26 protein-coding genes and 1 pseudogene are annotated in these 25,859 nt (G+C 70.9%); 21 read left to right on the top strand and 6 right to left on the bottom strand.

What is annotated here, in order from left to right; genetic code table 11:
* Nucleotides 1-35: 35 nt before the first annotated feature.
* Together OG948_RS40680 and OG948_RS40675 are read right to left on the bottom strand one after the other, a co-directional pair.
* The gene (locus OG948_RS40680; protein WP_331770004.1) at nucleotides 36-398 is read right to left on the bottom strand and encodes a DoxX family protein; all 363 of its coding nucleotides are present in this window, start codon (nucleotides 396-398) and stop codon (nucleotides 36-38) included.
* A gap of 180 nt (nucleotides 399-578) precedes the next feature.
* Entirely contained in the window at nucleotides 579-1,133 is a 555-nt protein-coding gene (locus OG948_RS40675; protein ID WP_331770003.1) for a cupin domain-containing protein, read from the bottom strand.
* Nucleotides 1,134-1,228: 95 nt separating this feature from the next.
* On the opposite strand from OG948_RS40675, the gene OG948_RS40670 reads away from it, so the two are divergent.
* Nucleotides 1,229-2,080: a LysR substrate-binding domain-containing protein gene (locus OG948_RS40670; protein WP_331773467.1), complete on the top strand. Its 852-nt coding sequence runs from the start codon at nucleotides 1,229-1,231 to the stop codon at nucleotides 2,078-2,080.
* Nucleotides 2,081-2,484: 404 nt separating this feature from the next.
* On the opposite strand, the gene OG948_RS40665 is transcribed toward OG948_RS40670, so the two are convergent.
* On the bottom strand, nucleotides 2,485-3,171 hold the full coding sequence (locus OG948_RS40665; RefSeq protein ID WP_331770002.1) for a hypothetical protein: 687 nt from the start codon (nucleotides 3,169-3,171) through the stop codon (nucleotides 2,485-2,487).
* Nucleotides 3,172-3,553: 382 nt separating this feature from the next.
* On the opposite strand from OG948_RS40665, the gene OG948_RS40660 reads away from it, so the two are divergent.
* The 5 genes from OG948_RS40660 to OG948_RS40640 all read left to right on the top strand — a co-directional run bounded on the left by OG948_RS40660 (nucleotide 3,554) and on the right by OG948_RS40640 (nucleotide 7,867).
* Nucleotides 3,554-3,970 carry a hypothetical protein gene (locus OG948_RS40660; protein WP_331770001.1) on the top strand — a complete coding sequence of 139 codons (417 nt, stop codon included), beginning with the start codon at nucleotides 3,554-3,556 and terminating at the stop codon, nucleotides 3,968-3,970.
* The gene (locus tag OG948_RS40655) at nucleotides 3,853-4,545 is read left to right on the top strand and encodes an STM4015 family protein (RefSeq protein ID WP_331773466.1); all 693 of its coding nucleotides are present in this window, start codon (nucleotides 3,853-3,855) and stop codon (nucleotides 4,543-4,545) included. The genes OG948_RS40660 and OG948_RS40655 overlap by 118 nt, the downstream gene beginning before the upstream one ends.
* 477 nt (nucleotides 4,546-5,022) lie before the next feature.
* Entirely contained in the window at nucleotides 5,023-5,868 is an 846-nt protein-coding gene (locus OG948_RS40650) for an STM4015 family protein (RefSeq protein WP_331770000.1), read from the top strand.
* A gap of 214 nt (nucleotides 5,869-6,082) precedes the next feature.
* The gene (locus OG948_RS40645; protein ID WP_331769999.1) at nucleotides 6,083-6,409 is read left to right on the top strand and encodes a DUF1330 domain-containing protein; all 327 of its coding nucleotides are present in this window, start codon (nucleotides 6,083-6,085) and stop codon (nucleotides 6,407-6,409) included.
* A 198-nt stretch (nucleotides 6,410-6,607) separates the two neighbouring features.
* A complete protein-coding gene (locus OG948_RS40640) occupies nucleotides 6,608-7,867 on the top strand; it encodes a protein-glutamine glutaminase family protein (protein ID WP_331769998.1) in 1,260 nt (419 codons plus the stop codon).
* Nucleotides 7,868-8,207: 340 nt separating this feature from the next.
* Here the strand turns inward: OG948_RS40640 and OG948_RS40635 are convergent, their stop codons facing one another.
* Nucleotides 8,208-9,662 (bottom strand): alkaline phosphatase PhoX, encoded by a 1,455-nt coding sequence (locus OG948_RS40635; protein WP_331769997.1) that lies wholly within the window; start codon nucleotides 9,660-9,662, stop codon nucleotides 8,208-8,210.
* A 287-nt stretch (nucleotides 9,663-9,949) separates the two neighbouring features.
* Between OG948_RS40635 and OG948_RS40630 the strand changes: the two genes are divergently transcribed.
* From OG948_RS40630 to OG948_RS40595, 8 genes are all read left to right on the top strand, one after another.
* Nucleotides 9,950-10,225, top strand: a complete 276-nt coding sequence (locus OG948_RS40630) for a hypothetical protein (RefSeq protein ID WP_406300566.1) — start codon at nucleotides 9,950-9,952, stop codon at nucleotides 10,223-10,225.
* The gene (locus tag OG948_RS40625) at nucleotides 10,213-10,530 is read left to right on the top strand and encodes a hypothetical protein (protein WP_331769995.1); all 318 of its coding nucleotides are present in this window, start codon (nucleotides 10,213-10,215) and stop codon (nucleotides 10,528-10,530) included. Before OG948_RS40630 ends, OG948_RS40625 begins: the two co-directional genes overlap by 13 nt.
* 371 nt (nucleotides 10,531-10,901) lie before the next feature.
* Nucleotides 10,902-11,783 (top strand): STAS domain-containing protein, encoded by an 882-nt coding sequence (locus tag OG948_RS40620; protein WP_406300565.1) that lies wholly within the window; start codon nucleotides 10,902-10,904, stop codon nucleotides 11,781-11,783.
* Nucleotides 11,783-12,178 carry an STAS domain-containing protein gene (locus tag OG948_RS40615; protein WP_331769994.1) on the top strand — a complete coding sequence of 132 codons (396 nt, stop codon included), beginning with the start codon at nucleotides 11,783-11,785 and terminating at the stop codon, nucleotides 12,176-12,178. Before OG948_RS40620 ends, OG948_RS40615 begins: the two co-directional genes overlap by 1 nt.
* On the top strand, nucleotides 12,175-12,609 hold the full coding sequence (locus OG948_RS40610) for an anti-sigma regulatory factor (RefSeq protein ID WP_331769993.1): 435 nt from the start codon (nucleotides 12,175-12,177) through the stop codon (nucleotides 12,607-12,609). Before OG948_RS40615 ends, OG948_RS40610 begins: the two co-directional genes overlap by 4 nt.
* Nucleotides 12,606-13,670 carry an ATP-binding protein gene (locus OG948_RS40605; RefSeq protein ID WP_331769992.1) on the top strand — a complete coding sequence of 355 codons (1,065 nt, stop codon included), beginning with the start codon at nucleotides 12,606-12,608 and terminating at the stop codon, nucleotides 13,668-13,670. The genes OG948_RS40610 and OG948_RS40605 overlap by 4 nt, the downstream gene beginning before the upstream one ends.
* Nucleotides 13,670-15,436 carry an ATP-binding protein gene (locus OG948_RS40600; RefSeq protein ID WP_331769991.1) on the top strand — a complete coding sequence of 589 codons (1,767 nt, stop codon included), beginning with the start codon at nucleotides 13,670-13,672 and terminating at the stop codon, nucleotides 15,434-15,436. The genes OG948_RS40605 and OG948_RS40600 overlap by 1 nt, the downstream gene beginning before the upstream one ends.
* Nucleotides 15,433-17,088 (top strand): fused response regulator/phosphatase, encoded by a 1,656-nt coding sequence (locus OG948_RS40595; RefSeq protein WP_331769990.1) that lies wholly within the window; start codon nucleotides 15,433-15,435, stop codon nucleotides 17,086-17,088. The genes OG948_RS40600 and OG948_RS40595 overlap by 4 nt, the downstream gene beginning before the upstream one ends.
* Before the next feature lie 5 nt (nucleotides 17,089-17,093).
* On the opposite strand, the gene OG948_RS40590 is transcribed toward OG948_RS40595, so the two are convergent.
* Nucleotides 17,094-17,555, bottom strand: a complete 462-nt coding sequence (locus OG948_RS40590) for an ATP-binding protein (RefSeq protein WP_331769989.1) — start codon at nucleotides 17,553-17,555, stop codon at nucleotides 17,094-17,096.
* Between the two features lie 425 nt (nucleotides 17,556-17,980).
* Between OG948_RS40590 and OG948_RS40585 the strand changes: the two genes are divergently transcribed.
* The 4 genes from OG948_RS40585 (at nucleotide 17,981) to OG948_RS40570 (ending at nucleotide 23,560) form a co-directional block, all read left to right on the top strand.
* Nucleotides 17,981-19,633 (top strand): helix-turn-helix domain-containing protein, encoded by a 1,653-nt coding sequence (locus OG948_RS40585; protein WP_331769988.1) that lies wholly within the window; start codon nucleotides 17,981-17,983, stop codon nucleotides 19,631-19,633.
* Nucleotides 19,634-19,802: 169 nt separating this feature from the next.
* Entirely contained in the window at nucleotides 19,803-21,197 is a 1,395-nt protein-coding gene (locus tag OG948_RS40580; RefSeq protein WP_331769987.1) for a diaminopimelate decarboxylase, read from the top strand.
* On the top strand, nucleotides 21,194-22,027 hold the full coding sequence (locus OG948_RS40575) for a M55 family metallopeptidase (RefSeq protein WP_331769986.1): 834 nt from the start codon (nucleotides 21,194-21,196) through the stop codon (nucleotides 22,025-22,027). Before OG948_RS40580 ends, OG948_RS40575 begins: the two co-directional genes overlap by 4 nt.
* 105 nt (nucleotides 22,028-22,132) lie before the next feature.
* Nucleotides 22,133-23,560, top strand: a complete 1,428-nt coding sequence (locus OG948_RS40570) for an amino acid permease (protein WP_331769985.1) — start codon at nucleotides 22,133-22,135, stop codon at nucleotides 23,558-23,560.
* Between the two features lie 25 nt (nucleotides 23,561-23,585).
* Here the strand turns inward: OG948_RS40570 and OG948_RS40565 are convergent.
* Nucleotides 23,586-24,565, bottom strand: a pseudogene (locus tag OG948_RS40565) (NAD(P)H-binding protein).
* Nucleotides 24,566-24,664: 99 nt separating this feature from the next.
* Here OG948_RS40565 and OG948_RS40560 point away from each other — a divergent pair.
* The 3 genes from OG948_RS40560 to OG948_RS40550 all read left to right on the top strand — a co-directional run bounded on the left by OG948_RS40560 (nucleotide 24,665) and on the right by OG948_RS40550 (nucleotide 25,844).
* Nucleotides 24,665-24,976: a hypothetical protein gene (locus tag OG948_RS40560; RefSeq protein WP_331769984.1), complete on the top strand. Its 312-nt coding sequence runs from the start codon at nucleotides 24,665-24,667 to the stop codon at nucleotides 24,974-24,976.
* 159 nt (nucleotides 24,977-25,135) lie between these two features.
* Entirely contained in the window at nucleotides 25,136-25,381 is a 246-nt protein-coding gene (locus OG948_RS40555; RefSeq protein WP_331769983.1) for a hypothetical protein, read from the top strand.
* Nucleotides 25,368-25,844 (top strand): Clp protease N-terminal domain-containing protein, encoded by a 477-nt coding sequence (locus tag OG948_RS40550; protein ID WP_331769982.1) that lies wholly within the window; start codon nucleotides 25,368-25,370, stop codon nucleotides 25,842-25,844. Before OG948_RS40555 ends, OG948_RS40550 begins: the two co-directional genes overlap by 14 nt.
* Nucleotides 25,845-25,859 lie beyond the last annotated feature (15 nt).

Raw genomic sequence — 25,859 nt, 5'->3', positions numbered from 1 at the left:
GGCGGTCGCCTCCAGCGGTCGAGGGCTTGCCTCGATCACAGCCAAGTGGTGGCAAGCCAGATGGTTGCGGCAGCAGCGGTGATGAGCACTATGTTGAGCGTGACTCGGCGGTCTTCGCCGGTCAGGTGGACGGCGATCGCACCGACCTGCAGCAGGGTGAACCCGATGGCCGCGGCCAGGGCCAGCCAGGGGGCGACGCCGGTCGCCGGCGGCAGGAGCAGGCCGACGGCGCCCAGCACTTCGACCGTTCCCAGCGCCCTGACGGCGGGCAGCGGTATGCGGTCCACCCAAGCCATCATCGGGCGGAGCAGATCGGGGCTGCGGACCAGCTTGAGCCCACCCGCGTAGAGGTAGAAGGAGGCGAGCAGCCCGGCAACGATCCAATAGGCGATGTTCATGATCTCCGTTCGGGGTCACCACGTGTGGGTGACCCGCCGGTTCCGGGGTGGCCCGGAAGGTGTCCATAGGCGTGTGTGAGTGACCCGGACGCCGAGGGGTGGTCGACAGGGGGCCGGGGGGGGTGGGAGCGCCCGGGTCATGCCACCTGCCGCATGCCGCCCGGTGCGGGGCCACGGACTTCAGGCGAAGTCGGTGGCGGGCTCGGTGGCGTAGCGGCTCATCGTGTGGAGACCGGCCCGTGGTGTCGGCGGTCGGCCGTCGGCGGTCATGCCCTGAAGGTCTCGGAAGTACTGCACGTAGAGGTCGGGTGTGAACATGCTGAGCATGACGGCGGGTTGGTCGGTCCGGTTGGCGAAGGTGTGCGGGGCTCCGCGCGGGACCATCACGAGTGTGCCCGCGGTCGCGTCGTGCTCCCTGTCCCCGATGGTGAACCGCAGCGTGCCGGAGACGATGTAGAAACCCTCGTCGTGCCGGGCATGGCGGTGTTGCGGCGGCCCGGAGGTGTGCGGGGCGAGGATGGATTCGGTGACCCCGAGACGGTGCTCGGTGTGGCTGCCGTCCTCGAGGACTCGCATGCGCGTGGTGGCCAAGACGATTACCTCGCCGTCGTCGGGGCCGACCACCGACACGCCGGGGTGGAGGGCCGGCGCTTCACCGGTTGTCGCTGCACCGGTTGTCGCTTCATCGGGTGTCGCTTCATCGGGTGTGCTCTCGGATGTGCTCTCGTCGGACATGCTCCAAGTGCACCGCCGGGGCTCGGCCGCTGTCCAAGACCCATTCCGGCACGTCGATACCGCGCGGGTATCGTTGCGGCGTGGAGCTACGTACCCTGCGCTACTTCGTGGCGGTCGCCGAGGAACTCCACTTCGGCCGGGCCGCCGCTCGGCTGCACATGAGCCAGCCGCCGCTGAGCCGGGCGATCAAGCAGTTGGAGGCAGAGGCCGGTGCCGCGCTGTTCGCCCGCTCGTCCGGCGGCGTCGCGCTCACTCCGGTGGGGGCGGTACTGCTCGACGAGGCGCGTGCGCTGCTCGACCAGGCCGACCTCCTCCGCGCGCGCGTGGCCGCGGCGGCCGGCCTGGCCGGCATCACCGTGGGCATCCTGGGCAACGGCACCGATCCCGGCATCACCAGGCTGGCCGCCGCCTTCCGCCGCGGCCACCCCGGCGTCGACATCCGCATCCGCGACACGGACCTGACCGATCCGACCTGTGGGCTGCGCGCCGGGCTGGTCGACGTCGCCCTGACGCGTGCACCGTTCGACGAGACCGCCCTGACGGTGCGCGAGCTGCGCGCCGATCCGGTCGGTGCGGTACTGCGCACCGACGATCCGCTGGCTCGCCGCGACCACCTGGACCTGGCCGATCTGGCCGACCGCCGCTGGTTCCAGTTCCCGCAGGGAACCGACCCGATCTGGCAGTCGTACTGGAACGGTGGCGAGCCGCGCGAGGGCCCGGTGGTGCGGGTCGTCCAGGAATGCCTACAGGCCGTGCTCTGGAACAGCACGGTCGGCCTGGCTCCGCTCGGACACGGCCTGCCGGAGAACCTGCTGCCCGAGAACCTGACCGTGGTTCCGCTGGCCGACATGGCACCGAGCCGCGTGGTCTCGGTGTGGAACGCCGGCGACAACAACCCATTGATCCGCTCGTTCGTCGAAATCGCAACGACCGCATACCGCCACTGAGCCCCCGAGCACCCGAGCACCACGGCCCAGCCGTGCCTGGACCGGTACCCGACCGTCGTCCGTCCGTCCGGCCCTCTGTCCGTCCGGTTTCGGGCGGCAAGGATGCCCTGCCTGCCACAGTGTTGCGTTCTGACGCCGCGGCGGCTGTGCGGGGACACCGGCGCGGTTGCGGCCGGGTTGGTGCCGCGACCCAAGACGGCCTCCCTCTGCACAAACTCGCCGACGCGCTCCCGAATCAGCTGTGAACCCTCCCGGGCACGGCGGCCGGCGTACGGTACCTGGTGTCGTGCCGGCGATCCCCGCCCCGATCGTCGCCTGCGAAGGGCGCCCGCACACCGTTGCCGGCAACCGAAACCCGCTCGCCAGGCCGCGCCCTTCGCGTTCGGTCGCCGCGGTTGCCCGGGTTACCGCGGGTGGGTGGAGGGGCGCCGTGGTCGGGTGTGGCGGGCTCCGATTCGGGGGATGAGCAGGGCCGCGAACACCGCCACGGTGAAAGCCCGTTCGGCCTTCCGCAGGGAAGCGCCCGGTCGGGCGACTCGGCGCTCGGGCACGGTGTCCAGTCGGCCCTTCGGGTCGTAGCGGATACGCAGCGACTGGCCCTTCTTCGCGGCGGCGCGGCTCGTGGTCATGTTGGTCGGGCCGCCCTCGGGGCAGCTCAGTCGGTGGTCGTTGTACGTGTGCGTCGTGGTCGTGGTGTGGCCGTTGGCGTCGGTGGAGGTGGATGTCTCGGTCCGGGCGCGCACGTCGAGGACCAGGCAGGTCGTGGAGACGCCACGCTTGGCCAGTACGGTGTCGCCGACCGCGTCGGACGCGTGGTGGATCGCGACGAACATGGCGAAGAAGACGACGATTCCAGCGACGGCGGCGCCGCCCGACGGACACGACCACACCACTGCGGTGGTGGCGAGGAGCATCGCCATCGAGGCGAGCGCCAACACCACGACGCACACCGACCGCCACCACGTGGCGGGTCCGTAGGCGTTGAGGAACGCGGCGGCAACGACGGTGCCGACCGTCGCCGATGCCAACCCGACGGAGGCCAGGCCCACGAGGAATACGTGCCCGGCGTCGCCTCGCTCGTGCCTGATCATCGCACCTCCCCTGGTCGGTCTCCCACTTCTTCAGGGTGCGGGAACGGTGCTCCGACGCGGGAGTGGAGATCCCTCGGATCACGCGACGAACGCCTGGCGCCGGTGGGATTCCTCCGGTTCGGACACCGAGCCGGGCTCGACCGTTCCGCACCGAAGTCGGACCGGGAGCCGGTGTGCCGCCGCGCATGTTCGGGCCAAGACACGATCCGAACGAGGACATGAACATGACGACTTCGCCGGGAGGAGCTCGAACCGCCCCTGCGCCGCGGGAGTCGGTGTGCTCTGGTAGGCAGGACTCGTCCGTGAGTCGACCGATCCACGCGTGCCACCGCACCCACCGCGCGCCCGCGCGCCCGACGCCGCGAAGGAACGAACCACCACCATGACCTTGAACGGCCACCGACGATTCGGCGGGCTGCCCGTCGCCGAACTGCACGAGATCCCGCACCCCAGGACCACCGAGGCGAACAGCGCGCCCGCCACGCCGCCGGACCCGCTGCCTCGGGCCCGGGACGCCGCGTGGGCACTGCGCGTCGGCAACAGCTACCGCGGCCACAGCATCACCGAATCCTTTCCCGCTCTCTTCGCGCGCTTCCTGGAAACCGCGGACTCCACCGAGGTTTCCGCGATCGTGATCGGCCTGTGGGGCGACCACCACGACTCGGCCGCCGTGCCCATGACCTGCTTGCCGCGGCCGCGGATCGGCTTCCGGGGCTGCGGCACCTGTGCCTGGGCGACATCGTGGCCGAGGAGAACGAGCTCTCCTGGATTCAGCAGAGCGACATCACGCCCCTCCTGACCGCGTTCCCGGCGCTGGAGACACTCGTCGTCGCCGGCGGCGAGCATCTGCACCTGGATCCCGTCGGTCACGACGCTCTGCGTGTCCTGGAGTTCCTGTCGGCCGGGCTGTCCGCCGAGTTCGTCCGCGCGGTCGGCGCATCGCCCTTCCCGGCCCTCCGAGCGCTGGACATGTGGCTCGGTGTCGAGCGCTACTACGGCGACAGTACGGTCGAGGACCTCGCCGGCATCCTGAACGGCGCGGGTCTGCCGATGCTCACCCGGCTCGGCCTGATGAACAGCGAGATCCAGGACGAGATCGCGGCTGCCGTCGCGGTGGCTCCCATCCTCGACCGGCTCACCGAACTCGACTTGTCCATGGGGACGTTGGGCGACGAGGGTGCCGCAGCGCTGCTGGCCGGGCTGCCGGACGCCCACCTCACGCACCTCAATCTGCGTCACCACTTCATCGGCGAGTCCCTGCAACAGCGTCTGCGCGACACGCTGCCCGGGGTCCACGTCGATCTCGACGAGGAAGAGGAACCGTACGAATCGGGAGACGGCGACACCGGACGTTACGTCGAGGTGGCCGAGTAGTACTCGCCGCTTCCCCCGGCCCGCTTCCCCAGTCCCTTCCCAGCCCGATGCCCCGCGCCATCCAGGCACGGCCCGACCTACGCAGGTGACCCACCGGCATGAGCAACCACGACCACCCGGCACACTCCGATGGCGTGCCCGCCGCCGACCCGCGACCGCCGGACTCGAAGCAGCCCACGGCCGTTCCCCGGAGGCAACCCGAGGACGGCCACGGCGCCGAGTCCGCAACGCCGTACGAAATCGCGCCCGGTGACCACCCCGCGGACGCCGTCGCGTGGCGGCTGCGCCACCGTCATCGGAGGGACGATCGGGGCGAAGGCGTCCTTGGCGGCGCTCTCGCGGCCAGGCGACCGGAGGTCTCCGCATGACCATCGAGGACCACCTGACCCGATTCGCCGGCCTGCCGGTCCTGGACGTGACGATCGACCACGCGGGCACGATCGACATCCCCGACGTGACGCACCCGGAGAGATCGGCGTGGCGGCTGCGCGTCCTCGACGTCTGGGACTGCGACTCCCGACGGACGCATGGGTCGAACTGGTGGAGCGGTTCCTGGACGCGGTCGACTCCGCACGGATCACCGCCCTCGTGGTCGGTGACTGGGGCGCGGCCGATCCACCCGACACCGTCAAGGGCCCCGTGGCGCTGCTCGGCCGCTCGGCGGGCCGACTGCCGGATCTGCGAGCCTTGTTCATCGGCGACATCGTTCGCGAGGAACAGGACATCGCCTACATCGAGCAGACCGATCTCGCTCCACTCCTCGGCGCCTACCCTCGGCTGGAGATACTCGGCGCACGCGGCGGCTCGGGCCTGCGACTCCCCACCCGAACGTACCCGCACCTGCGCGAACTCCGGCTCGAGAGCGGTGGTATGCCCCGCGAAGTCGTCCAGGCCGTGGCCGGCAGCGTGTTCCCCGAACTGCGTCGTCTCGACATCTGGCTCGGCATCGGCAGCTACGGCGGCAACGCGACGGTGGAGGATCTCGCGGGCATCCTCGACGGAGCCGGGCTCCCCGCCCTCAGCCACCTCGGCCTCATGGACAGCGAGATCTCCGACGAGATCGCAACGGCCCTCGCGAGCGCCCCCATCGTCGCGCGGCTCAAAGAACTCGACCTCTCCATGGGAACGTTGAGCAACGCGGGCGCCGAGGTGCTGCTGGCCGGGCAGCCGCTCACCCACCTCGCCCGGCTCGACGCACGCCACCACTTCCTCGACGAGGCAACGCAACTGTGCCTGCGCAATGCCTTGGCGGGTGTCGACGTGGACCTCTCCGACACCCGGAACGACTGGGGCGGCAACAGATACGTCGAGGTCTCCGAATGAGGCCGTCGCGGTCCGCCGCACGGCGCCGGTCCGCCGCACGGCGCCGGTCCGCCGCACGGCGCCGGTCCGGCCGAGCCGGATCATGCGGATGCGGAGCAGGGGACGGGGGCGGGAACGATACCTATACGTGACAGATTCCGCGTACGCCGTCGGCACGTAACGTTTCGACCCGTAAGGAACCCGACACGCCCGACACAAGGCCGAGGAGGCCCCCATGACCGCGTACGCGTTCGCGCACCTGCGTTCCGTCGACGTCAACGCCGAGATCGTCGAGTACCTCGAGAAGATCGACGCCACCCTGGACGCCCACGGTGGTCGGTTCCTCGTGCACAACAAGGTGCCCACGGTGATGGACGGTTCGTTCGAGGGCGTGTTGGTCCTCATCGAGTTCCCCTCCACCGAAGTTGCCGAGGCTTGGTACCACTCCGCCGGTTACCAGGAGATCGTCGATTTCCGCGTCAACAACTCGGTCGGCGGCGCGGCCATCGTCGAGGGAGTCGGACCGGACTACCGCGCGGCGGACATGGTTGCGGGCAAGTAGGTCTCGCACGTCGGATGTCCACGGCATCGCACCACGCGCGGGTCGGACGACCGCACCATCGCAGCCCCGAACTGTCCTGCACTACACACGAGTTGGTTCCGAATGTGCAGTGCGCACACAATCGCGATTACCGCGCAGGCGGGCATTTCGGTCAGTACGCTGGCCCGCAGGGTGGAGGGACTTCCCGGGGGAGGATCCATGAAACGCGATCGCGATCTCAAGAAGCCGAGCAGCCAGGGCGTGAAGCCGATCGAGCGGGGGCCGGACGACGACACCAAGCGTCCGAAGCTCACGCGTCCCGCGCCGGACACCGAACCGGCCGGGAACATACCGGTGATCGTGCCCGAGCAGGCGATTGTGCCCGGGGACGGGCCGGGAACCGCGGCGGCCGACACACCGCCGCACCTCGGTGCGGCGGTGCCGGCGACGGTGCCCGCGCCGGAGACCCGACAGACCGACGCGATGCCGGAGACCCAGCCGGCGCCGCAGCCGTACCGCTTCCAACGGGCCCCCGGCTTCCTCGCTGCCGAGAAGGCCGAGGAGGCCGAGGAGGAGCGCAGGAGGCTCAAGGCCGAAGCGGAAGCCGCGGCAGCGGCCAAACCCCGGGGTCCGGGTGCCGTGGCCGAGCGGAAGGTACCGAACGTCCTCGGTTCACGGGCCGGGGTCGGCGAGGAATCCGATGAGGAGCGGGGGCCGGCGCGGTTCGAAGAGCTGAGCCGAACCGCGATCGCCCTCCTGCCACTCGACCGGATCACCGCCGCCATCGAGAAACGCCACGACGACTTTGCCGGACTGACCCCGGATATGGGAGCCCTCACATTTCGTCAGTCCGCGCTCGGCCTGTGCGCCAACCTGTCCTTGGCCAGGAGCGTCGGGTGTGTCGCGCGGGTTCGGTCGTGGCTCGCGACGCAGGCCGACCTGGTCCCCGAGTTGATCGTGCTGTGTGATCAACATGTGGCCGCTCTGGCGTTGCCTGCCGAGCCGCCACCGAGTGTGGCGGAACTGATCGCAGTATGGACGCAACTCACCGATGCGTTGATCGTGCCCGAGGGCAAGTCGCGAGACGGTTGCGAGTTCCTCGCGCACGCCGTCTGTGTATGGATCGAGAGCACGCAGCCGCACTGGGCCCGGTTGCACCTGAGCAAGCGGTGGGTGGTGGCGCCCAACGGCACCATGCACCCGCCGTACAACTGGAACCACCACGTGGCTCCGCAACTCGTCTGTACCGAGGGTACGTTCGTCATCGACCTGCTGCTCGGCCCGACGACGCCGATGGCTGCGGACGCGTGGGCCGTTGCGGCCAAGGGCAAGAGGCCACCCGTCGACGTCTTCGAACAGACCGCCCCGTGGGAATTCCTGGGGGCGCCCGCCTCCACGACAACCGACCTCGATCCGGAGATGTTGTCCCCGTTCGGCGACACCATCCTTTCGAACATCGCGGCCTGCCGCCGGGCTTGACGCCCCGGGGCACAGGGATTCGAGAACCCACCGCGTCGTCGCACCGCATCCCGCGAACCCGGACGGTAACGCCGCACCGTCGGCGTCGCGTTCGGGCGTCGGCCGTCAGCCCTCATTCCCCGGCGGCCACGAACGCGACGACCTTGTCGCGGGGTTCGACGAGCGCGCCGGGGAAGGTGGGCAACACCGATACCGGAACCGCCCCCGAGGGCCGCGCAACACCTCGCGGGGCGGGCGTGGGGCGGCGGCGATCCCGATCCCGACCGCCCACCACCCTGTCGCTCCGCGTCGAGGGCCACGCCGACAAGAATCCCGCCGAACCGCTCGACTTCCTCGCGACTCAGAAGCCTCCCCGGTGCCAGGGCCCCCAGATGGCGATGCTCATCCCCAGCTTCGACTGGATGTTGACATACAGGGTGTGCCCGTCCGGACCGAACGTCGCGCCCGCGAACTCGGCGCCCGGGTCGCCGGTGACCGGCTCCATCCTCGACAGGTCGAAGATGCGGCCGTCCGCGGTCAGGCCGCGCAGGAAGTTGTCCCCGTCGCCGTCCTCACACAACACGAGCGTGCCGCGCGGGCTGACGGTGACGTTGTCCGGAAGGTCGAGCCTGGTCGCGGACGGCGATTCGTACACGAGCCGAAGGCGCCGCGTGACGGTGTTGTACGCCCATACCTGGCCGCGCCCGTCGCCGAAGCCGTCGGGCGCCGCTTCGCCGGGCGCGGTCGCGCCGCCCTGCGTGGATACGAAATAGACGACGCCGCGCTGGTGGTACGCGCCTTCGAGGCGGGAGAAGAGCGCCGCGCCCTGGGCCCGGCCCTGGTTCCCGACGGCCTGAATGGCCTGGTCGTTGGTGGTGCCCGGGGCGAACGTGGGGTCGGGGTCGTCGATGTCGACCCAGGTCACGTCGTACGCCGCGCCGGGACGCTGCGCCGCCGACAGGTCGATCCCGGGACGCCCGCGCACCGCGAGCATCTGGAGTCGGCCGCCGTCGCGCAACCGGTCGCCGACCCAGGGGCTGACGGGCGGCAGGTAGCGGTAGAAGCCGGACGCGAAGCCGAAATTGTCCTCGGTCAGGTACACGGCGCCGCTGATCGGGTCGTACGCCGCCGACTCGTGGGCGAACCGGCCGGCGCTGCGGATCGGCACCCGTGTCGAGACGCCGTCGGTCGGCACCTCGAACAGATAGCCGTGCTTTTGCGTGAGCTTCTTGTTGTCGGCGCCGGTGAAGTCGTTGCCGACATCGGGGCCGTTGACGGTCTCCTCGCAGGAGAGCCACGACCCCCACGGCATGGGACCGCCCGAGCAGTTCATCTGGGTGCCGTTGAGGCTGACGTACGACGTCTGCACGGTGCCGTACCGGTCCACCACCACGGTGGTGGTACCGCCGCCCGTCGCCGGGTCGTAGGCGAGCGCCGCGTCGCCGAACGCGCCCACCGGGCCGTTGACTTCGTGGTTGCGGACGAGGACGGTCGTGCCACGGCGCCCGCGGAAGGCGGCCATGCCGTCGTGCTTGCCGGGGGTCGGGCCGCCATCGGTGAGCGGGGATCCGGCCGGGGTGAAGGAGCGGTAGCGAAAGCCCTCGGGCAGGTGCAGTCGTACCGCGCCGTCGCGTTCGTCGGGGACCGGCCCCAGCGGACCGTATCCGCCGGAGCCGGGACGTCCCCGGTCGGCGCTCGAGGCGGTTCCCGAGGCGGCGTGCGCGGCGCCCGCGACGAGGCCCTGGAAGGGGCCGCCGACGGCGGCGGTACCGGCCGCGATCACAGCGCCGCGGGCGAGGAAACGACGACGGTCCACAGGCGTACAACCTCCTTGACGGCCCGTCAGGCGGGCCGGATGTGCGACCGAACGCCGAAACGCTACTCGCGTAGAGCCGGTGTCGCCAGTGCAGTCGGAGATGTTTCCCGCGCGCCGACGGCCCGCGTGCCGAGTTCCGGTACCACCCACGACGCCGACCGCCGCGGTCGAAGCTCGGGCGCGACCATCCGTCGTTGCGCGCGTGTGTGGGGAAGTCCCTGTGGTGGCCCGGCCGTGCGGGTGCGACGTTGATCCCTCGGACGCGCGATGCGGGGGACGGGGGAGTCGTGGGAAGAGTCGGATGGGGCGTCGTGCCTTTCGCGGTGGTCGGCGTGCTGTTGTTGTCGGGGTGCGCCGAGGAGGACGACAAGCGCGGCACGGGAGATGCCCCGGTGGCGAACCAGCGCGGCGACGACACTCCGGCCCAGGTGTTCAACATGCCCGACGGTTTCGGGAATCTCGCGACCAAGTGCGTCGGCCACGGGTTTCGCGCCTACGTGACCACGAACGCGAGCGGTCCCTCCAACGTGCAGATCGTCCCCGACGGCACGTGCGCGGGCTGAACGCGATGCGGTGCGCGCTGATCGTGGCGATGTGTCTGGCCCTCGGCGGCGTCGCCGGTTGTTCGCAGGAGTACTACGACGAGCGCGGCAAGGCCGACGGACCGGTGCTCGACGGTCGAGGCGAGGACGGCCCCGCGGAGGTGTTCGACTTCCCCGACGGTTTCGGGAATCTCGCGACCAAGTGCGTCGGGCCCGGCAAGCGTGCCTACGCGACGACCAAGGGGTCCGTGTCGATCGGGGAGGACGAGGTGATCATCCCCGCGAACGCGGTGATCGTCGACGATCCGACCTGTACGGGGCGCTGAGTCGGCCCCGGATCGGGGGAGGCGGCCCGCCGGGTTCGATGACTTCCGACCATCTCGGCCCAGCCGGTCCTCGCCACACCCGCACGCGTCGACGGCGCTGTATCCCGACGCGGCCCGGTTCCCTCCCGAGGTATGTATCCCAACTCTCGGGGCAGTCGTCATCCGTCGAGGGAAGCCTGGGCGGTGGATACGCCATCCCCGGTTTTCGGCGATCTGCCGAGGGCCGCGAATCCTCGTGCACGAGCGGTGGGGTGGGTCGTCGGGGGGCGGTCCCGGTTCGCGGTGGGGACGGGGAGCGCCATGCGGGCGGTCGAACCCGATGCCCTAGTCTTTGTTGTCCTGTGACAATCAATCGGTGATGGGAGCGCGGCGTGGCGGAAGACGGCGCCATCGGGGTTCGCCTGCGGGCCCTGGAGTTGTTGAAGTCGAACGAGGTCATCGTGACGGAGCGGTGGTCGGCGAAGGTGGTCGCAACCCTGCGTGGGCGCGTCTCCGGAACCGAGGCGACCGGTGAGTTGCGCGACTTGTTCTCGGCTCTGGTCGCCGGACTCGAGGCCGGTGTGCGCAACGACGAGCCGGAGGACTCCGGGAGCGAGTCGTTCGGCGAGCTGCGAGCCCTGTTGTCGGAGTTGTCCCGCAATCGGGCCCGGCAGGGCTTCACGCCGTCCGAGACCGCCGTCGGCGTGTTCGGGCTCAAGGACGTGGTCTTCGACCTCGTCGCGACGGACCGTGCCTCGCTGTCGAACTACCAGGCGGCGCACCGGCTGGGGCGGCTGCTGGACGGGTTCGGCCTGTACACCTTCGAGACGTACTCGAGGGCGCGCGAGGAGGTCATCGCCGATCAGACCGAGCAATTGTTGGAGCTGTCCACCCCGGTCGTGAAGTTGTGGGACGGCGTGGTCGCGGTGCCGTTGGTGGGCACCCTCGACTCGGCGCGTACCCAGGTGGTGATGGAGAAGCTGCTCCAGGCCCTGGTGGACACCGGTTCGGAACAGGCGATCATCGACATCACCGGTGTCCCGGCCGTCGACACCCAGGTCGCCCAACACCTGTTGAAGACCATCGTGGCCGCACGCCTGATGGGCGCGGAATGCACTATATCGGGCATCAGCCCGCAAATAGCGCAGACCATCGTCGCTCTCGGTATCGAGTTCGGGGACATCACGACCAAGGCGACCCTCGCGGACGCGTTGTCGCATGCCTTGCGCCGGAGCGGGATCGCGGTGCCCCGGCCGCACGCGGGGAGGTCGTGATGGAACGTGTGCCGATCCTGAAGATCGGTGACGTCCTGTTGGTGTCGATCCAGATCGACCTGCAGGACGAGAGCGTGCTCGCGCTCCAGGAGGACCTTTCCGAACGCATCGTGCAGACCGGGGCGCACGGAGTGGCGATCGACATCTCCGCCGTCGAGATCGTGGATTCCTTCATCGGCCGCATGTTCGCCACGATCGCGGCCGTCTCGCGGATGCTCGACGCGGAGACCGTGGTGGTGGGCATGCGGCCCGCGGTCGCGATCACGCTGGTGGAACTGGGGCTGTCGATGGGCGGGGTGCACACCGCGCTCGACCTGGAGAAGGGTCTGGCGCTCCTGGCCCGTCGACGGACGGACCGGCACGGTGACCTCTCGTTCGACGTGTCCGGCGGATGACCGCGCCGATCGCGGGCCCGGCGGGCGGGGAATCGGACGTCCTGTCCCAGCCCATCCGCGGCAACGACGACGTGGTACGGGCACGTCAGGCCGTGCGGGACTTGGCGCAGCGCATCGGCCTGTCCCTGGTCGACCAGACCAAACTGGTCACGGCGGCCAGTGAGATCGCCCGAAACACGCTCATCCACGGCGGCGGAGGAACGGCGCACATGCGTCTCGTGGCCGAGGGTCGGCGGCGCGGGGTGCGGGTGCGCTTCGTCGACGAGGGGCCGGGGATCCCCGACCTCGACCAGGCGTTGACGGACGGCTGGACCAGCGGCGACGGTATGGGCCTGGGGCTCAGCGGTTCACGCCGACTCGTCGACCACTTCCGTATCGACACCGAAGTGGGGACCGGTACCGAGGTGGAGATCGTCAAGTGGTCCCGATGACGCCCGGCGTCGGCGGACCCACGAGCAACGAAGGCCCCGCGTCCCTTGGGCCCGCGTTCGCGACGGACCCGACCTGGTTTCGGCATGGCGAGCCGAGCATGCCGGCGGCGGTACGGCGAGCCGCCGTCGCGCTCGCGCTCCGTGTGGGGTTCGGTGCCGTCCGTGCCGAGGAGATCGGGATCGCCACCCAGGAGACCGCCACGAACCTGCACAGACACGCCGACGACGGCGCGCTGTTGCTCCGGTCGATATCCGTGGGCGAGTCCGTCGCGGTCGAGTTGGTGGCCGCCGACAGCGGCCCCGGGATCTCCGACGTGGCGTGGGCGAGCATGGACGGCAACTCGAGCGGCGGCACTCTGGGGATCGGCCTGGGCGGCATCCTGCGCCTGGCCGACGACGCCGACCTGTACTCGGTGCCCGGCCGCGGAGTCACGCTGGCGTTGCGGTTTCGGGCCGAAGGAGCGCGCGGGGTGCCGTTGGACGAGGTGGGCGGACTGAAGCGGGCGATCGCCGGCGAGACGGTGTGCGGCGACGCGTACGCCGTGCGCGTGGACGACGACGTGACCACCGTCATGCTGTGTGACGGCCTGGGCCACGGTCCGTTGGCCGCGCGCGCCTCGGAAGTGGCGGTGAACGCCTTCGTGGCCGCTCCCGCGGGGCGACCGGACGCGCACGCCGATCGGCTGCACCGTGCGATGGCCGGCACCCGAGGCGGCGCGGTCTCGATCGCCCAACTCGCGCCCGGTGTCGTGCGTTTCTGCGGCATCGGCAACGTCTCCGGCACGATCCTCGGCGACTTCGGCCGCAGAGGCATGACGCCCCTGCCCGGCATCGCCGGCCAACACGCCCGCACCCGGCGGGTGTTCGAGTACGACCTGCCCGACGGCGCGATGGTCGTCCTGCACTCCGACGGCCTGACCGACCGAGGACGCGTCCCCGACGCCCCCGGCCTGACGTCGCACACTCCGCTCGTGGTGGCGGCGACGCTCCTGCGGGACGCGGGCACCCGTTCCGACGACGCCTGCGTCGTCGTGGCGCGAGCACCACGACGGTCCGGCTGATGGTGGACGACGCGGGGTACGAGTGGCAGCCGACGTCGACCACGCTCATCCGGTGTCCACTCGTCGACGCCAACGACGTGTTCATCGTGCGCCAACTCGCGCGCGATGTCGCCGAGGCAGTCGGCCTGGGGCGACAGGATCGCGTTCGGGTGGCCACCGCCCTCAGCGAGATCGGCCGCGAACTCATCGACGCCGTCGGTCCGGCTGTGGTGGACTTCGGCGTCGAACTCGACGGCGTCGCCCCTTCGTTGGTGGTGGAGATCACCTGGGAGACGCCGAGTCCCGACACCCCGAACGCGCCGTTGCCGACGGCGGGTGCCGCGGAACGGCTGGTGGAACGCGTCGAACGCCTCGACGGTCGCATCGTCGTACGCAAGCGCCTGGGCGACTTCCGCCCCGGTGACGTGGAGGGGGCACGGACCGCGGTCGCCGCCGCGAGTCCGCGCGGGGCGCTGGAGGAACTGCGCTCCCAGAACCAGGAATTGATGAGCGCGCTGGACGACCTCCAGGCCCGCCAGGAGGACCTGCTGCGCCTCAACGGCGAACTGGAGGAAACCAACCAGGGCGTGCTCGCCCTGTACGCGGAACTGTCCCGGGAACTCGCGGAGACCAATACCGGCGTGGTCGCGCTGTACGCCGAACTGGAGGACAAGACCCGCCAGTTGCGCGAGATCGCGGAGACCCGCACCCGGTTCTGGGCCAACGTCAGCCACGAGCTGCGCACCCCGGTCAACTCCGTGATCGGCCTCGCCCGACTGCTCCTGGACCCGGCCGGCGACCCGCTCACCGAGGAACAACATCGGCAGACGCGGCTGATCGCCTCGTCCGGTGCGACCCTGTTGACCCTGGTGAACGAACTGCTCGACATCGCCAAGGCCGAGTCGGGTCGGATGGAGCCCTCGCTGGCCCCGGTGGACCTGGTCGAACTGCTCACCCACGTGCACGGCGTGATGCGCCCGATGGCGGCGCCGGGCGTGGCGTTCCGCGTCGACGCCGACGACCGACCGCCCGCGGTGGTCACCGACGAGGTCATCCTCACGCGCGTCCTGCGCAATCTGCTGTCCAACGCCCTGAAGTTCACCCCGCGCGGCGAGGTCGTGCTCACCGCCGAGCACGACGCGCTCGCGAACCGATTGGTGTTGACCGTCCGCGACACCGGCATCGGCATCACCGCCGACCACGCCTCGCGAGTCTTCGAGGAGTTCTACCAGATCCCCGGGCCCTTGCAGGCGCGGGCCGCCGGCACCGGCCTCGGCCTGCCGTACGCCCGCGGTCTCACCCGCCTGCTCGGCGGCACCCTGACCCTGGAGAGCACCCCGCAGGTCGGAACCACCGCCGTGATCCGCCTTCCGCTACACGGCACCACCGCCCCGACCCGAGCCGAACACGCCCTCCTGATCGACGACGACCCCGCCTTCCGGGAGTTGTTCCGCGGCCTGACCCAGGGACTCGTCGCCCGACTGACCGAGGCGGCCGACGGAACCCGCGGACTCGCGCTGGCCGCCGAGGACCCGCCCGACGTGATCTTCCTCGACCTCCACATGCCCGACCCGGACGGATTCGAGGTCCTGCGGCGACTGGCGACGCACGGCACGCTGTCGCGGGTACCGGTCGTCGTGGTGACCTCCCTCGACCGATCGGTACTGCCGGCACAGGCCGCCGTCGCGAACATCCTGTCTAAGAGCGAACTGACCGCCGAACGAATCGCCGACACCCTCACGGCGCGGCGGGCCGATGACGCTGCCGGAGACGGAGACGGCACGTGACCCGAGCCCTCGAACCCGGCGCCGCGACGGAGCACGACCCCGTGCTCGACGACGGCCCCGCCACCGTCCTGGTCGTCGACGACACCGAGACCAAGCGTTACATCATCGGCAGTTGGCTACGGCGCGCCGGACACCGTGTCCTGGAAGCCGAGACGGGCGCCCAGGCGCTGGACGTGGCCTTCGGCGCGGCCGACCACGGCGACCCCGTGGACGTGGCCATCGTCGATGTGCGGCTGCCGGACACCAGCGGTTTCGAGGTGTGCGAACGCCTGAAGTCCGACGCCCGCACAGCCTCCACGCCGGTCGTGCACGTCTCCGCCTCCGCGATCACCGTCAGCGACCGCGCCCAGGGCCTGTATCGAGGTGCGGACGCCTACCTCATCGACCCGATCGAGCCCGAAGTACTGCTGGCCACCCTTCAGGCCGCGCTGCGCTACTCGCGTGCCCGACGCCGTGCCGAACACCGGGTCTTCGTCCTGTCCGAGCTCGCCCGCGCGACCATGCTCGTCAACGCCGCCGCCACCCTGGAGGAACTCGGCAACGCCATCGCGACGGGAGCCTCGCTGATCAGCCGAGCGCCGGCGGCCTCCTACATAGACGGGCCGGGCGACAGCGCCCGTCGCACCGTGATCGGCGAGTACGGCGTCGAGCCGAAGCAGGCCAACGTTCCCCCCGCCCTGTTCGACACCCTGTCCCGCTTCACGGACCTCGGTGAGGCAACGGGTTCGACGTCGGTGGTGATCACCGCCGAGGAGTGGTTGCGCACACTCCCGGACAGCCTCGCCTCGGGCCCGGTCCACCTGTCGATGTGCCGAACGAAGACCGCCCGCCCACCGACCGCCCTCGCCGTCCCGGCGGACGCCGCCCGACACCCCGAGGAGACGCGGGCGCTGCGCGAACTCGCCCGTACCGGAGCCCTCGCCGTCGAGGCGTTCCGCTCCTACGCCCGGGAACACGCGCTGGCCCTGGACCTGCAACGTTCCTTCCTGCCGTCCGTGCTCCCGGTATCCGACCTGGTGGACATCGCGGTGCGCTATCGTCCCGCATCCGACGAAGCCGAGATCGGCGGCGATTTCTACGAAGCCGTCGCCATCGACGACCGCCTGCTCGTGGCCATCGGCGACGTCGCGGGCCACTCCCTGCACGCGGCGACCATCATGGGCGAACTACGCCACGGCCTGCGCGCCTACGCGAGCGACGGCCACGAGCCCGACGCGATCCTGGAACGCCTCAACACCATGTTGACGCGCTACCACCGCTACGAGACCGCGACGGTGTGCGTCCTGATGTTCGACCCCCGCACGGGCGTGATCGACATGGCCAACGCCGGCCACCTGCCACCCTTGGTGCTGACCGAGGACGGCCGCGCGCACTACCTCGTGGCCGGCGGCCCCCTGCTCGGCCTCGAACTGCCCAGACCCGGAACCACTCGATTCGAACTGCCCGAGAAGGCGACCCTGCTCCTGTACACGGACGGACTCGTCGAGGAGCGCGGCAGCGACCTCGACGAAGGCATGGAGCGGCTGCGGGCCGAGACCGTTCGAGACACCGCACCCCGAACCGACCTGGCAGCCCTCGCCGACCACCTCCTGTCCGCGCTCCAAGGCGACGAACGCGACGACATCGCCCTCCTGTTGTTGCGCCGGACCTAGGTGGCTCACCGGGGTGGTGGGGTGTCGGGGGCGCGGATGTGGGCGGTGACGGTCTTGCCGGTGGCGGTGGCGGTGACCACGAGGTCGGCGCTGAGGGCGCGTACGAGTTCCAGGCCGTGCCCGCCGACGCGGAGGGGACCGTGACCCCGGGGAGCGGGTGCCGTGTGTGCGTCGTCGTGGACGGACACCCGCACACCGCGGTCGACATGGGCGAGTTCGAGTCGACACGGCCCGGTCGCGTGACGTATCGCGTTGGTCACCAGTTCGCTGACGACCAGCTCCACGGTGTCGGCCAGGCCGGGAGCGACCCCGGGGCTTTGGGCGAGGAACTCCCGTGCGGCCCGGCGCGCGGCGGCCGCGGCACCGACGCCGGTGAGCGTGATCGAGCGTGGACCCCTTGCCGGTGGTGGCCGCCGCGCGTCGTGCTGTGAGGAATCCCCGGAGCGGAGTTCGAAATCTGCGGCCATGGGTTCCCCCCGGGGTGAACGTCGGTTCAGGCATGGGACATCGCGTGCCGACCACCCGTCTCGGCTCCCCCGTGCGGCAATGGGCCCGGTTCTCGACATCGGATCCCACCGTTCTACCGCGCCGGAACGACGCTCGTCCCGCCGGGCTGTCGTACCGGCGGAGCCCGCGCGCCACCCGACGGGCGCACGGCCGCGCGTGGGCATGTCCTCGTCCCCGGCGGATCCCGGCCCGGAGGGGGCCGGCATCGGCCGGCTCGCCCGCGCGGCATCGACGCGTTCGATCCGACGATCGTTCGCCTCGCCGGCGTCCGACGCGTCCGTGCCGGACCCGGCGAGGTTGCCGGGACGCCTGTCGGGGCGGGCGAGGATGTGGGGGAGCGGTGCCGGTCCCACCGGTGCGTCGCCACGCACGCGATCATGGACGTATGAGCGAGCGTGAATCCTCCGGCCGTCGCGCCGCGGCGACGCTGGCCCGGGTGCTGGATCTGATCGACCCCGGGATCCTCGACGTCGTGGTCGCGCCGCGCGGGACCGAGGTGCCGGTGAACGGGGTCACCCTCTACGACCTCGGCGACGAGGACGCCGACGGGTCGACGCTCGCCGGGATGATCCTGCTCGCGGTCGGCGTGGAGCCGCGCGGGCCCGGTGCGGTCGAGGCCGTGCGGGCGGCCCGGCGCGCGGGGGCGAGCGCGTTGGTGATCCGGCGCGGTGCGGCCGGCGCGGATCCCGCCGCGGTCGAGGCGGCCCAAGACGGCGGGATCGCCCTGCTCACCCGGCATCCCGGACGTGGCTGGACCGACGTGCTCGGCCTGCTGCGCAACGCCTGCGCGCAGAGCAGCCCGTCCGAACTCGCCGCGGTCGACAGCCTGCGCCCGGGCGACCTGTCGGGCCTGGCCAACACGGTCGCCGACCTGGTGGGCGGCGCGATCACGATCGAGGATCCGCAGTCGCGGGTGCTGGCCTACTCCCGGATGGACCACGAACCGGATCCCATGCGCCGGGCGACCATCCTGAACCAGGAGGTGCCCCGCTGGCGGGTGGCCGAACTGCGCGAGAGCGGCTTCTTCCGCACCCTGTGGGGCACCGACGACGTGGTCCGGCTGCCCGCCGACGACCGCTACGCGGAGCGGTTGGCGATCGCGGTGCGCGACGGCGGCGAGGTGCTCGGGTCGATCTGGGCCGCGGCCGACGGGCACCCGCTCGCGCCGGACGCGGCGGCGGCGTTGCGCACCGCCGCGCGGGCGGCCCTGCCGCACCTGGTGCACCACGAGACCCGCGGTCGCGAGGCGGCGCGCCGTCGGGAGGAGGCGGTGCACGCGTTGCTGAGCGGCGGCGCCGGTGCCGAACAGGCGGCCCGGACGGTGGGGGTGCGCCCGGACCGGCCGTACGGAGTGATCGTGGTCGAGGCGTACGAGAGCCCCACGACGGAGTCCGCGTCCGATGCGCCCACGTCCGCCGAGCAGCGGGTGCTCGACGTACTCGCGTTGCAGGCGGCGGCGCTTCGTCCGGGGTGTGTGACCGCGCGGGCCGGTCGACGGTTGTTCGTGCTGACGCCGGCGGGCGAGGCGCACGCGGACCCGGCGCGCGACCTGGTCGCCACGGCCCGGTCGGTACCGGGCACGGTGGTCTTCGCCGGTGTCGGTCCCATCGCGCGTCGGCCGGCCGAGTTGCCCGGTGCGCGCGAGGAGGCCGAGATCGTGGTGCGGGTGCTGCGCGAGCGGGCGACGGCGGCCGGGGTGTCCGCGTCGGCGTCGGCGTCGGCGGCCGACGTGGTGTCGGAGGCGGCCCTGGTGCGCTTGTTGGACCGGGTCGAGCCGCTGTGGCCGATGGCCGGACCGGTGTACGCGATGGTCGAGCACGACCGTCTGCACGGGTCGGGGTACTCCGCGTCGGTCGGCGCCTACCTGGGCGCCTTCGGCGACACCGTGGCCGCCGCGCGCGGGCTCAGTGTGCACCCGAACACCCTGCGCTATCGGCTGCGCCGGGCCAAGGAGCTCTTCGGCGTCGACCTGGACGACCCGACGGGCCGACTGCTCGCCGACATCGGACTGCGCCTGGCCCACCGGGAGCACGGGTGAGTCGCGGGGGTCGGCGGTCGTTTTCATGATCATTTTCTTGTCGAGGCAAACGACCGAAGCGTCCTCCTTTGGTCGCGCCGGACGCTGACGCCCGCTCACGCCCGGATCCAAGCTGTGCATGCGACTCGAACGGGCCGCGAACACTTGAGATCTTCGAGGTGTGGTGGACGTGACTTCCGCAGTGGCCCGACGGCGTCGATCGGCCCGACAGGCGGCCCTGGCCCGAGTCGTCGAGCAGGGCCTGCTGGGCCCCGAGCAGCCCCTGGTGGGTCTGCTGGACGTGGACGGTATCCGGGCGTCGGTCGGCGCGCTGACGGCCGCGTTCGGCGACACGCCCGTGCTGCACACGTTCGCCGCCAAGGCGTGCGGCCTGGTCCCGGTCCTGCGCCTGCTCGCCGACGCGGGGATGGGCTGCGAGGTCGCCTCGCCGGGTGAACTGGAGCAGGCCTTGGCGGCCGGGTTCACCCCCGATCGGCTCGTCCTGGACAGCCCCGCCAAGACGGTCGAGGAACTGCGGTACGCCCTCGCGCACGGCATCGCCGTGAACGTCGACAACTTCCAGGAACTGGCCCGCATCGACGCGATCGTGGCCGAGCGCCCGGCCGCGGGACCGATCGGGATCCGGGTCAACCCGCAGGTCGGCGCCGGCACGATCGGCGCGATGAGCACCGCGACCACCACGTCCAAGTTCGGCATCGCCCTGCGCGACCCGGGCGCCGTCGACGCCGTGGTCGAGGCGTTCGCCCGCAGGCCGTGGCTGAACCGACTGCACGCGCACGTCGGCTCCCAGGGCTGCCCTCTGTCGCTGATCGCCGCCGGCCTGCGCGCGACCTACGAATTGGCCGAGCACATCAACTCCGTCCTGGGCCGCCGACAGATCACCGGCCTGGACATCGGCGGCGGCCTGCCGGTGAACTTCGCCGGCGACGAGGACGACCCGACCTTCGCCGACTACGTCGCCGAACTGCGCACGGCCGTACCCGAACTCCTGAACGGCCGCTACCGGTTGGTCACCGAGTTCGGCCGCTCGCTGCTCGCCAAGAACGGCACGATCGCCTCGCTCGTGGAGTACACCAAGAGCGCCGGCGGCCGACGGATCGCGATCACCCACGCGGGCGCCCAGGTGGCCACCCGCACGGTGTTCATGCCCCAGGCATGGCCGCTGCGGGTGGGCGCGTTCGACGCGCACGGCCGGCCCAAGAACGCGCCGGAGGAGATCCAGGACGTCGCCGGGCCGTGCTGCTTCGCCGGTGACCTGACCGCCGTCGGCCGCGCCCTGCCACTGCTCGAACCGGGCGACGTCGTCGCGCTGTACGACACCGGCGCCTACTACTTCTCGTCCCACTTCGCCTACAACTCACTGCCCCGACCGGCGGTGTACGGCTACCGCGTCGTGGACGACGAGGTGCGCCTGGCCACCGTCCGCGCGGCGCAGACCGTTCGCGAAGTGGTCCAGGAGAGCGGCGCGGCGCACGTGCACGCCCTGGTGGACCTGGTGTCCACGCCTCCCTCGGGGAACCGGTCCGAGCACGACCGTCCCGACCCCGAGGAGGTTGCGGTATGACCCGCGTCCTGATCTCCGCCGACATGGAGGGCGCCACCGGCACGGTGCTGCCCGCCGACGTGCGCGCCGGCAACCCGCGCTACGAACGCTTCCGACGCCTGCTCACCGGCGACGTCAACGCGGCCGTGGCCGGATTCCTGGACGGCGGCGCCGACGAGGTGATCGTCAACGACGCGCACTGCGGGATGGACAACGTGCTCCTGGAGGAACTCGACCCGCGCGCGGTGCTCATCGTCGGTCGCAACAAACCGCTGGGCATGCTGCAAGGACTCGAACTCGACGTGGACGCAGTGGCGTTCGTCGGCTATCACACCGGGGCGGGCGAGGCCGGCGTGCTCGCCCACACCTACCTCTCGCACAGCGTGCTCGCGGTACGCGTCGACGGACGCCCCGTCGACGAGGGAAGCTTCAACGCACTCGTCGCCGCCGAGGCCGGCGTCCCGGTGGTGCTGGTCACCGGTGACGACCTGACCTGCGCCGAGGCCGGACAGTACGCGCCGGGCTGCCGCACGGTCACGGTCAAGACGGCGATCTCCCGCCACGCGGCGATCTGCCGCACACCGGCCGCGACGGCGACCGACATCCGCCGCGAGGCCGCCGCCGCACTGGCGGGCCCGCCGGATCGGCCGACCGCGACGCCCGCCCCGCATCTGGTCGAGGTGGACGTGGACAGCCCCTACCTCGCCGAACGCGCGAGCGCGATGGGCGGGGTCGACGTCGTCGGCCCGCGCACCGTCCGCCTGGAAGCCCCCGACGCCCGTGAGGCGTTGCGCCGGTTCCGGGCACTGACCTGGGTGATCGGCGCCGGCCGCGAGGGCGACTGGACCTGACCGGTCCCGCCTTCGCCGCGTTCGGGCGTCCGTACCGGCTCACCGCTGCACCCCCACGCCGTTGTTTCCCGCTGCCTCCCCGTTCCCCGCCTTGCAGGAGTCTCCATGTCGCAGCACACACCCCCGACCGAGCAACCCCAACTCAGCCGCTCCCTTCGCAATCGGCACATGGCGATGATCGCGATCGGCGGGGCGATCGGGGCCGGTCTCTTCGTCGGCAGCGGCAGCGTCATCAAGACCGCCGGGCCGGCCGCGATCGTGTCCTACTGTCTCGCGGGCGCGCTGGTGTTGTGCACGATGCGCATGCTCGGCGAGATGGTCGTCGCGAGACCGTCCTCGGGTTCGTTCTCGGACTACGCGCGCAGCGCCATCGGGCCCTGGGCGGGCTTCACGATCGGCTGGCTGTACTGGTACTACTACGTGATCATCGTAGCCGTGGAGGCGGTCGCGGGCGCCGCGATCCTGCACGCCTGGCTCGACCTGCCCCTGTGGGTGCTGGCGATGGCCCTGATGGCGGTGATGACCGCGACGAATCTGCTGTCGGTGAAGTCCTTCGGCGAGTTCGAGTTCTGGTTCTCCTCGGTCAAGGTCGCCGCGATCATCGCGTTCCTCGTCGTCGGCGGTCTGCATGTGTTCGGCGCGTGGCCGGGCAGTTCGTTCGACTTCTCCAACCTCACCTCGCACGGCGGTTTCGCGCCGAACGGCTTCACGTCGATCTTCTCCGCCATCGTCGTGGTCATCTTCGCCTTCGGTGGCGCCGAGATCGTCACGATCGCCGCCGCCGAAAGCAAGGAACCCGAGCGCTCGGTGGCGCGGGCCACGACCGGCATCATCTGGCGGATCATCCTGTTCTACGTCGGCTCGATCTTCCTCGTCGTCACGATCGTCCCGTGGGACGGCGCCGAGGTGCTGGCGAGCCCGTACGTCGCCGCGTGGGACATCATCGGCCTGCCCGGCGCGGGCACCGTGATGGACGTCGTGATCCTCACCGCGGTGCTCAGCGTGCTCAACTCGTCGGTGTACGTGTCCTCGCGCATGCTCTTCGCGCTGGCCTCGCACGGGGACGCCCCCAAGTGGTCGGTCAAGACCAGCAAGCGCAACGTCCCGGTCCGGGCGATCCTGGCGGGTACGGTCGTCGGCTGGATCTCGGTGGTGCTCGCCTACCTGTCGCCGGACACCGTGTTCACGTACCTGGTCAACTCCTCCGGCGCGATCGCCATCTTCATGTACGTCATGATCGGCGCCTCGCAACTGCGCATGCGCCGGCGGCTGGAGCGCGAGGCTCCGGAGCGACTGGCCCTGAAGATGTGGCTGTTCCCCTACCTCACCTGGATCGTGATGGCGGGCTTCGTCGCCGTGCTCGTGGCCATGGCGGTGATCGACGACCAGCGCACGCAACTGTTCACCAGCCTGGGCAGCCTCGCGGTCGTGCTCGTCGCGTACGGAGCACGCCGGGCCTACGGCCCCCGTCCGACCGGATCGGGTGACATCCGGGGCGCGAAGGCCGTCCCGGAAGCGATGTCCACTCCGTAGCGAACGGATCCGACGCCCCCGGGCGTTACCGCCGCGGGTCGTCCCCGCCTCGGGCGGCCGGGCGCCGAGCCGCCGGGTCGGCCGGGGCGGCCGCGGTGTCGGCGATCCGGTGCCTGAGATGCTCGTGGGCCCAGGCGGCGAGCGTGGTCGGGGTGGTGGTCCGGATGGTGCGCGGTTGTTCGGGCACGAAGTCGTCACGTAGCCCGGTGGACATGCCGAGCACGGCCTCGACCGGTCCGTCGGTCATCCCGGCTTGGTGGAGCAGGTCGCGCATGGCGTCGTCGGTGATGCGTTCGACGTCGATCCGGCGGCCGGTGGCGACGGTGAGGATTTCGGCGACCTGTCGCCAGGTGAGGTCGGTGGGTCCGTGCACGGCCTGTACGTGGCGTCCGGACCAGTCGGGGGAGAGCAGACGGGTGGCGGCGACCTCGGCGATGTCGTGCGGCGCCACCCGGGCCATGGGCCGGTCGAGCGGAAGGATCACCTGGAGGAGGCCGGCGCGCAGGGCGTCGGGTTGCAGTTCGAGGTTGGTGAAGAAGTAGCCGCAGCGCAGGTGGGTGACGTCGACGCCGGTGTCGTCCAGGGCGGTTTCGGTGTGTGCCAGGCCGTCGATCTCGCCGGCGCCGTGCCGCTTCTCGGCGCCGACGCCGCTTTGGAGGCGACGCGGCCGATCCGGTTGGCGGTGACGGCGCGGACCACGCTTTCGGTGGCGCGGGCGTAGTCGGCGAGAGGATCCTCGCCGCCGGGGGTCGGGTCCACCCGGAACAGTGCGTCGACATCCTTGGTGGCGGCCACCACCGCGTCGACGTCGTATTGGTCGACCCGCACCGCGTCCACCTCCTCCCGGACGTCGGGAGCCGGCCGCCGGCCGGGATCGCGCAGCAGCACGCGCGGCCGGATTCCGGCGCGAATCAACGTCGCCACGACGTGACGGCCGACGTTGCCGGTCGGGGCGGGGCGCCGCCCGTGTGCTCGAAGTCGGTGTATCTGCGTACTGCTCGCCATTGCGGCGCGGGGGACGCTCCTGGGCTCGGTGGCACCGGGTTCGAGGCTGGGAGACCATGGTTTTGGGGCTCCGAGCACTCGACGCCGAGGAGCGCAACCATGAACACCGCAACCATGAACACCAAGCCCGCCTGCGGGCCGGAGCGCGACCCCGACTTCTTCGACGAAGTCGGCAAGCTGTTCGCCAAGTACCCTGAGGCCGCCGGCAGGTACGCGGTGACCTGCAGAAGGTTGGAACTCGACATCTTGAGGATCGACTTCGGCAAGCAAGTAGGGGTCACGCGTGTCGAGGACGGTCGCGTCGTCACGGAGTTCATCGATCGCGACAAGGTCGAGCGATCCGCCCACCACGCCTGCTGCGAATGGCCGCGCGACGATGACGGCAAGTGCAACAGGATCTGTCCCGAGTGATTCCGCGGCGGCCACCACTCCCACTCCGTCCCGCCCAGGGGCATGGGCGCCGCCCCGTCGAACGCCGAGCCCTCCGGAGTGCGTCGACCGCCACCAGACCCGTCCTCATCTTTGGCAACTCGGGTTGACTATCTCCATTGGTCAACTACAGTTGCTTGTATGTCGGCCGTCAAGAATCCCCTTCCTCAGGAGCCCGCCGACAGCCTGGCGGCTGTCGTGGCGTTGCGGCGCCTCGCCGATCAACTGGAGGACGCCGCCGTCGAGCAGGCCATGCGAGCGGGCTGGAGTTGGCCACAGGTGTCCGAGGCGCTCGGTATCACCCGCCAAGCCGTCCACAAGAAGCACGCCAAGCGGCTCATCGCCGCCGGAGTCAAGCTGAGGAGACGCGGCGATGAGCGCGTTTGACAAGTACCTGCACGAGGTCATCGTGCGGGCGACGCACGAGGCCCACGAGGACGGGTCGGCGACGATCGACGCGCACCATCTCCTGATGTCGATCGCCGCCGATCAGGGGTCCACCGCACAGCAGGTGCTGGCCTCGGCCGGGCTCGATCGCGCTGCTGTTCGCGAGGCACTGGACCGGGAGTTCGAGCACAGTCTGGGCATGATCGGAGTGTCTGCGGCCGCCTATGACCTTCCCCGGCCGAGCCACGCTTGCGAGCAGCCCAGGATGGGCGCGTCCGCCAGACTCGCACTGGAGCGGAGCTTCGCCCTCGCCCGCAAGAAGGACCTGCGGTCGACACATCTGCTACTCGGGATCCTGCAAGCCCGAATCGGCACCGTGCCGCGCGCGCTCGCCCTGGCCGGTGTCGATCAGGCCGAACTGGCGGACCACGCGCGGCAGACGCTCGACAGCCGGGACCGCTGAGCACCGAAAGCCGAC

This window comes from Embleya sp. NBC_00888 (genome assembly GCF_045207655.1).
Taxonomy (GTDB): domain Bacteria; phylum Actinomycetota; class Actinomycetes; order Streptomycetales; family Streptomycetaceae; genus Embleya.
Note: the sequence above shows the minus strand (reverse complement) of the source record. Positions and strands in the feature narration are given on the sequence as shown.

Bases quoted from the DNA above. Each gene is read 5' to 3' on its own strand.
- OG948_RS40680 (WP_331770004.1), bottom strand. From the start codon at position 398: ATGAACATCGCCTATTGGATCGTTGCCGGGCTGCTCGCCTCCTTCTAC.
- OG948_RS40675 (WP_331770003.1), bottom strand. From the start codon at position 1,133: ATGTCCGACGAGAGCACATCCGAGAGCACACCCGATGAAGCGACACCC.
- OG948_RS40665 (WP_331770002.1), bottom strand. From the start codon at position 3,171: ATGATCAGGCACGAGCGAGGCGACGCCGGGCACGTATTCCTCGTGGGC.
- OG948_RS40660 (WP_331770001.1), top strand. From the start codon at position 3,554: ATGACCTTGAACGGCCACCGACGATTCGGCGGGCTGCCCGTCGCCGAA.
- OG948_RS40645 (WP_331769999.1), top strand. From the start codon at position 6,083: ATGACCGCGTACGCGTTCGCGCACCTGCGTTCCGTCGACGTCAACGCC.
- OG948_RS40640 (WP_331769998.1), top strand. From the start codon at position 6,608: ATGAAACGCGATCGCGATCTCAAGAAGCCGAGCAGCCAGGGCGTGAAG.
- OG948_RS40615 (WP_331769994.1), top strand. From the start codon at position 11,783: ATGGAACGTGTGCCGATCCTGAAGATCGGTGACGTCCTGTTGGTGTCG.
- OG948_RS40610 (WP_331769993.1), top strand. From the start codon at position 12,175: ATGACCGCGCCGATCGCGGGCCCGGCGGGCGGGGAATCGGACGTCCTG.
- OG948_RS40605 (WP_331769992.1), top strand. From the start codon at position 12,606: ATGACGCCCGGCGTCGGCGGACCCACGAGCAACGAAGGCCCCGCGTCC.
- OG948_RS40600 (WP_331769991.1), top strand. From the start codon at position 13,670: ATGGTGGACGACGCGGGGTACGAGTGGCAGCCGACGTCGACCACGCTC.
- OG948_RS40590 (WP_331769989.1), bottom strand. From the start codon at position 17,555: ATGGCCGCAGATTTCGAACTCCGCTCCGGGGATTCCTCACAGCACGAC.
- OG948_RS40585 (WP_331769988.1), top strand. From the start codon at position 17,981: ATGAGCGAGCGTGAATCCTCCGGCCGTCGCGCCGCGGCGACGCTGGCC.
- OG948_RS40575 (WP_331769986.1), top strand. From the start codon at position 21,194: ATGACCCGCGTCCTGATCTCCGCCGACATGGAGGGCGCCACCGGCACG.
- OG948_RS40570 (WP_331769985.1), top strand. From the start codon at position 22,133: ATGTCGCAGCACACACCCCCGACCGAGCAACCCCAACTCAGCCGCTCC.
- OG948_RS40560 (WP_331769984.1), top strand. From the start codon at position 24,665: ATGAACACCGCAACCATGAACACCAAGCCCGCCTGCGGGCCGGAGCGC.
- OG948_RS40555 (WP_331769983.1), top strand. From the start codon at position 25,136: ATGTCGGCCGTCAAGAATCCCCTTCCTCAGGAGCCCGCCGACAGCCTG.
- OG948_RS40550 (WP_331769982.1), top strand. From the start codon at position 25,368: ATGAGCGCGTTTGACAAGTACCTGCACGAGGTCATCGTGCGGGCGACG.